This is a genomic window from Streptomyces sp. GLSS-08, from assembly GCF_056387915.1.
The window spans coordinates 1-6,146 of record NZ_JBWJAQ010000041.1 but is presented as its reverse complement, the minus strand read 5'-3'; the positions used below and the strand labels follow the sequence as shown (position 1 = coordinate 6,146).

Here is a 6,146-nt window from a genome sequence, read left to right as displayed (position 1 = left end):
TCCGAAGCGATAATCCACGTGGCGATGATCGACCTCATAATCCGCAGACTCACTCGCGAATCCACCCTGAACTGGCGCGACACCTGAACCTCGAACCAAACAACCTCTGCGGGACAAAACACTCTTTCAGATCCCGTCTTCGAACCCCCGTCGTGTACCCAGCCGGCGGGGGGTAACCCCACCTTCAAGCAGGTGGTTGGCGGTATCCCGGTCCGGACCTTGATCGAAAATACTGGGTCCAGATCAGGTCGCCCCCCACCAGTGACGGGAGTTTTTTCTTGTACGAGCACGGACACACCGCCAACGGGTCACGTACGTCCACCAGGGGTGGCCGCAGCCGCGGCGAGCACAGGCTGCGGGTCGCTGTCGTCGGGGCGGTCGCCACGGTCGTGATGAGCGCCGGTCTCGCCCTGCCAGCGTCGGCTGTCGGCAGTACGGATGCTTCCGCGACACGAGGCGGGCACGCGGCCGCCCGAGCGGCCCTGGACTCGGTCGTCCAGGACGGGGCGCCCGGGGGCATCGTGCTCGCCGAGCAGGGGCGCGACATCTGGGCGGGAGATGCGGGCACTGCGGATCTGGCAACCGGCCGCAAGCCGCAGGCCGATGACCGCTTCCGGGTCGGTTCGATCACCAAGACGTTCGTGGCCACGTCGATGCTCCAGTTGGAGGAGGAGGGGAAGCTGAGCCTGGACGACACGGTGGACCACTGGCTGCCGGGCCTGGTGCAGGGCAACGGGCACGACGGCGGCAAGATCACGCTACGGCAGATCCTCAACCACACCAGCGGCATCTACAGCTACACCGATGACGAGGAATTCAAGCGCAAGGAGTTCGGCGCCGACTTCCTCAAGCACCGCTACGCCACCTGGACGCCCCGCCAGATCGTCCGACTCGCCATGACACACCGGCCGGCCTTTGCCCCCGGCGACGACTGGAGCTACTCCGACACCAACTACGTCATCGCCTCCATGGTGATCCAGAAGGCCACCGGCCACTCCTACGCCCACGAGATCGAGCAGCGCATCCTGCGCCCCCTGCACCTGGACTCCACCAGTCTGCCGGGCACCCGCACCCGCGTCCCCGGACCCAGCGGACGCGCCTACTCGAAGCTGACCGGGGAGCTTGCCGGGCCGGGAGAGCCGAACAGCGCGATCTACGACGTCACCGAACTCAACCCCTCATTCGCGGGCGCCGCAGGAGAGATGGTCTCCAACAATCGCGACCTCAACCGGTTCTACCGGGCCCTGTTCTCCGGTCGGCTCCTGGAGGAGCCTCAACTGAAGGAGATGATGACGACCGTCTCGATCAAGAACATGCCCACCTTCTCCTACGGCCTGGGACTGATGAGGATGACGTTGTCGTGCGGTACCGAGATATGGGGGCACAACGGCGGCATTCAGGGCTCCATCTCGCAGACTATGGCGACGGCAGACGGAGATCACGTGCTGTCGCTGAACTTCAACGGCGACTGGAACATCCACGAACAGCGCCTCGTCGACGCCGAATTCTGCGGTGTCTGAACTTGACTCGGGGATCTTGAAGGCGTCGAGGTCATATGCCAAGGCGTCGCCAGGGGGTGGGCCCAGGGATCTTGTGCGTCTTGTCGCAGGCCTGTCACCGCTGTCACAAGGGCTGTTACGACCACCCGAACCCACGGCACTGACGGAACTTGGACCACCACAACCGCGACAAGCCACACTGGCTGCCGCTGCCACTCACCCACCTGGACAGCCGAGGACACCAACGGACGGAATTGCACGCCTCCCCTGGCCTCGCACCTTCCTCCGGGAAGACGTCGATGCGCACCGCCGCACAAGAACGCCGCCTGACCGCCCTCGTGCCGCGCCCTGCCGGGTGCTGGTGGCCGGCCGTCCACCAGCTGCTCGTGCTCGGAGTGGCCGTCGCCGATGATCAGGGAGGTGCGGGCGACGGCCGCACCGGGGCACAGGCAGCGTCGTCCTTGGTGCGGACGTGACTCCCGCCGTCCGCGTCCGCTCGGAGTACGTCCGCAGCTCCAAGGACATGACCGACGTGAGCACTTGGGGCGGGTGGCGGTACCTGGCGGTGCGGACCTGAGAGGGGGTGGCGCTACTTCACCGCTCCGGTGCGGAACGGGTGACCGCCGTCGTCGATCCGTAGCGTGCCCGAGCGGGGGCCCTGGGTCCATCTCAGTTCCAGGTACCAGCGCACCTCGCTCTTCGACGTGTGCGCGGTGACGTCCAGGACCAGGGGGGTCCCGGCGGACGCCTCGTACCGGAAACCGCGCCTCGGGCTCACGGCCCGGGGCGCGGGGGCGTCCAGGTCCACGGCGAACGGGTTCTGTGCGTCTGTGGTTTGGCAGTCCGCGTAGGTGACTTCGGCGGGCGGGGCTTCGGCGGACAGTACCCGGACGTCCATGGCGGTCATGGTCACGGGGCCCGCGGTCGACCTCGTCCATCCGCGACACGATCGCTGCGAAGAAGTCCTCGTTCGCCTCGGTCCTGATCGCCGAGGCCATCTCGTCCAGCGTGCTGTAGCCGGGCAGCTCCATCCTCGCCTTGACCGGCTTCTCCAGCGCCACGTTGATCAGGTCGGCCGGGTTGTCCTTGGTCTGCACGGCCTCCCTAATCGCCAGTGCGGCGACCTCCCGGGCCTTCTCCACGTCGTAGGCCACGCCGATCCGTTCACGGATGAAGTCCCGCTGCCGCGCAGCCGTACACACCGATTCGTGCCGCGGTGACACGCTCTCGTCCTGCTCCAGCAGACCGCGCACATGCCCGACCACCAATACCGGCACCTCGCCCAAATCCGGGAAGTAGCCCAGCCTCTGGTAGCTCTTCAGCAGCACTACCAGCGCCAGCAGATGTTCCGACGAGCGCGCCTTGCCTCGCGCCCACGCCACCTCGGCCGTGCCGGGGGTGAACGCCTCGTGCAACTCGCGAGAGGAGATCGTGCGCTTGAACCGCGGATACGCGGTACGTTCCACCGAAGCCATGCGCCGCATGATCCCGGCCGCTCACTCATACGAAGCACCCGCAGCCGAGTCGATCACAGACACCACAAGCACATGACCAGGGAAGAAGCCCCAGCCACCCCGCCGCGAATCATCAGAAGGACCCACGAACGGGTGATCCGCCGGTGGGGTAGCGAGCTTCAGATCACCACCGCAGACGGCCTACGGCACGTTTCCGGCGTATTCCGGCTGGCCTCCTCGTGGTTCCCTTCATGGGCGAAGCCCGGGGCCGATTGGAGCGGCCCCGGGCTTCATCCTGTCGTGTGTCGGTGACAGGCCGGGCCGGTTCTGGGTCAGCTCTCCTCGAACCGCTTGGTGGCGCACGGCGGGCAGAGCGGGATCTGCCGGTGGTCGGTCTCCTCCGGGTAGAGCGCTGTGGAGAACGGGTCGGCCATGACCTCCACGTCCGGCTTCTGCTTGCCGCACTCCTCGCACCGCATCAGCAGCGGCGCCAGGAGGTCGAGGGCGTGGCGGATGCGGTCGCCGGTGCTGTCCTGGACGTGGCCCTGGGCTTCGTCCAGCAGCTCGGTGACGCGGTCGATGTCCTCGTGGTCGACCTCGGTCACCGACACCGTGATGGTGCCGATGACGTCGGCGACGGCCGCCAGGACTCCGGCGTCGGGCTTGGCCGGGTCGTACAGGGCCTGGAGGGCGGCGGCGTGCGGGCCTAGGGATCGTCTTCAAAATTCAGATCCAGAGCAGGATTGAGGCGATGGTGACGGCGGCTTGGTAGGACTCGCGGGTTTTGTCGTAGCGAGTGGCCAGTCCGCGCCACTGCTTGAGCCGGTTGAAGCAGCGCTCTACGACGTTGCGGCGGCGGTAGAGGCATCGGTCGAAGCCGGTCGGCCGACCGCCGCGTGTGCCGCGGTTCAGTCGGCCCAGGACCTGGTCGACGCGTTCGGGGATCGTGCGTGGGATGCCGCGTCGTCGCAGGTATGCGCGGATCTTTCGGGAGCTGTAGCCCTTGTCGGCGACCACATGGTCGGGCCGGGTCCGCGGACGCCTGGGCCCGACTCTGGGCACGGTGATCGAGCCCATCACCTGCTCGAAGCGGGTGCAGTCGTTTGCGTTGCCGCCGGATAAGACGAAGCCGAGGGGGCGGCCGAGTCCGTCGCAGGCCAGGTGGACTTTCGTGCTCAGTCCGCCGCGGGATCGGCCGAGGGCGTGATCACCCGCTTCGTCCCTGTCGAGTGCCCCGTTACCGTCTTCGTGCCTCGCAATGAGGCTCCCGGCCTTCGGCCCGGTATGACTTGAGCCCCCAGTCGAGATGATCGAAAAGGTGGTGTCGCCGGTGTCGGAGGCATTGGCAGACCGCTGATTAGAGGCACGAGCGCCCTTTGGGCAGTCTCTTCGTAACGTGGATGCCGGCACGCTGATGCCGCAGGTGAGGCCGGGGAGAGCGCGAGCACGGGAGCGAAGGGCATGACGGACGAGAGCGGTATCGACGTCTATCTGGGCCTGGACGTCGGTAAAGGCGATCACCACGCCACAGCCGTGAACAGGGCGGGGAAGAAGGTGTTCGACAAGCCGTTGCCCAACAGCGAACCGAGGCTGCGGGAGTTGTTCGACAAGCTCCAGGCCAGGCACGGGACGGTGCTGGTGGTCGTCGACCAGCCAGCTTCCATCGGGCCCTGCCGCTGGCCGTCGCCAGGGATGCGGGGTGCCAGGTCGCCTATCTGCCCGGACTCACGATGCGGCGGATCGCCGATCTCTACCCCGGCGAGGCGAAAACAGACGCCCGCGACGCGTTCGTCATCGCGGACGCCGCCAGAGCGATGCCCCACACCCTGAGAACGATCGATCCCTCGGACGAGACCGTTGCCGAGCTCGCGATGATCGCCGGGTTCGACGACGATCTCGCGGGTGAGTCCACTCGGATCGCCAACCGGCTTCGCGGCCTGCTCACCCAGATCCACCCCTCCCTGGAACGGGTTTTGGGCCCGCGGATCCAGCACCCGGCTGTGCTCAAGCTGCTGGACCAGTTCGGCTCCCCGGCTCAGATCCGCAAAGCCGGACGCCGTCGCCTGGTGACCTTGATACGTCCCAAGGCACCGCGGATGGCCGAGCGCCTGGTCCAGGACATCTTCACCGCACTCGACGAACAGACTGTCGTGGTTCCCGGAACCGACGCTGCCGCACTGATCGTCCCCAGCCTCGCGAGTTCGCTCCAGTCCGTTCTTGACCAGCGCAAACGTCTGGCCGCGAGGATCGAGGAACTCTTGGAGGCCCACCCTCTTTCCCAGGTCCTGATATCGATGCCCGGCATCGGGATCAGGACCGCGGCCCGCATCCTCATCGATGTCGGCGACGGCAGCGGCTTCGCCACCGCCGGCCACCTCGCCGCCTACGCCGGCCTCGCGCCCGTGACTCGGAACTCCGGCTCCTCCATCCGCGGCGAACACCCCTCCCGACGCGGTAACAAACAACTCAAACGCGCCTTCTACCTCGCCGCGTTCGCCTCGCTCTCCCAGCCCGAGTCACGCGCCTACTACGACCGCAAACGCCGCGAGGGGAAACACCACATCGCCGCCCTCGTCGCACTCGCCCGACGCCGCATCGACGTCCTGTTCGCCATGCTCCGAGACGGCACCTTCTACCAACCACCCACACCCGCTACAGCTTGACGAAAGCCATAGAGGCACCTTTTGCCGCCGGCGGCGTGCTGGTGGGCCCGCACGATGGTGGAGTCGACCGACACCAGCCAGTCGATGTCATCGGCCGCGTCCTTCTCCGCCTGGACGGCCCGCAGCATCCGCGAGAACGTGCCGTCCAGCGCCCACCTGCGGAAGCGCGTATACAGGGTCTGCCAGGAGCCATAACGTTCCGGAACATCACGCCAGGCCGATCCGGTCCGCAGCTTCCACACGATCCCGTTCAGTACCACCCGGTCGTCCGAACGGGGCCGCCCAGCAGTCCCCGAACTCGGCAACAACCGCGACAACACAGCCCACTCAGCATCCCAAAGCTCATGACGACGCACCACGACAAGCATGATCCCCCATCACCGGGCCACCTTTGAAGACGCCGCCTAGTACTGCAACGGTGCTTGCCGTGACTGCTGGCCATCTCGCTCGTTGGGGTGGTTATGGGTGGGGACCTTGCTGGTGTCAGGTTGTGGGCGGGTGAGCTGGACGCTCTGCATGAGCGGTTCGTG

At 66.7% G+C, this 6,146-nt stretch carries 3 protein-coding genes and 5 pseudogenes; 3 read left to right on the top strand and 5 right to left on the bottom strand.

Annotation, left to right across the window (positions count from 1 at the left end; genetic code table 11):
- A pseudogene (locus AC0ZLC_RS34190) lies at positions 1-87 on the top strand (IS5 family transposase); the annotation flags it as partial.
- Positions 88-278: 191 nt separating this feature from the next.
- On the top strand, positions 279-1,520 hold the full coding sequence (locus AC0ZLC_RS34185) for a serine hydrolase domain-containing protein (RefSeq protein ID WP_476755805.1): 1,242 nt from the start codon (positions 279-281) through the stop codon (positions 1,518-1,520).
- A 568-nt stretch (positions 1,521-2,088) separates the two neighbouring features.
- On the opposite strand, the gene AC0ZLC_RS34180 is transcribed toward AC0ZLC_RS34185, so the two are convergent.
- From AC0ZLC_RS34180 to AC0ZLC_RS34165, 4 genes and pseudogenes are all read right to left on the bottom strand, one after another.
- Positions 2,089-2,397 carry a hypothetical protein gene (locus tag AC0ZLC_RS34180; protein WP_476755806.1) on the bottom strand — a complete coding sequence of 103 codons (309 nt, stop codon included), beginning with the start codon at positions 2,395-2,397 and terminating at the stop codon, positions 2,089-2,091.
- A gap of 100 nt (positions 2,398-2,497) precedes the next feature.
- Positions 2,498-2,974, bottom strand: a pseudogene (locus tag AC0ZLC_RS34175) (DUF4158 domain-containing protein); the annotation flags it as partial.
- Between the two features lie 311 nt (positions 2,975-3,285).
- Positions 3,286-3,558, bottom strand: coding sequence for a hypothetical protein (locus AC0ZLC_RS34170; protein WP_476755804.1), 273 nt, complete (start codon positions 3,556-3,558; stop codon positions 3,286-3,288).
- Between the two features lie 121 nt (positions 3,559-3,679).
- Positions 3,680-4,207, bottom strand: a pseudogene (locus AC0ZLC_RS34165) (IS5 family transposase); the annotation flags it as partial.
- Positions 4,208-4,414: 207 nt separating this feature from the next.
- Here AC0ZLC_RS34165 and AC0ZLC_RS34160 point away from each other — a divergent pair.
- Positions 4,415-5,616, top strand: a pseudogene (locus AC0ZLC_RS34160) (IS110 family RNA-guided transposase).
- 17 nt (positions 5,617-5,633) lie between these two features.
- Here AC0ZLC_RS34160 and AC0ZLC_RS34155 read toward each other — a convergent pair.
- Positions 5,634-5,984 (bottom strand): annotated as a pseudogene (locus AC0ZLC_RS34155) (IS5 family transposase); the annotation flags it as partial.
- Positions 5,985-6,146 lie beyond the last annotated feature (162 nt).

Bases quoted from the DNA above. Each gene is read 5' to 3' on its own strand.
- AC0ZLC_RS34180 (WP_476755806.1), bottom strand. From the start codon at position 2,397: ATGGACGTCCGGGTACTGTCCGCCGAAGCCCCGCCCGCCGAAGTCACC.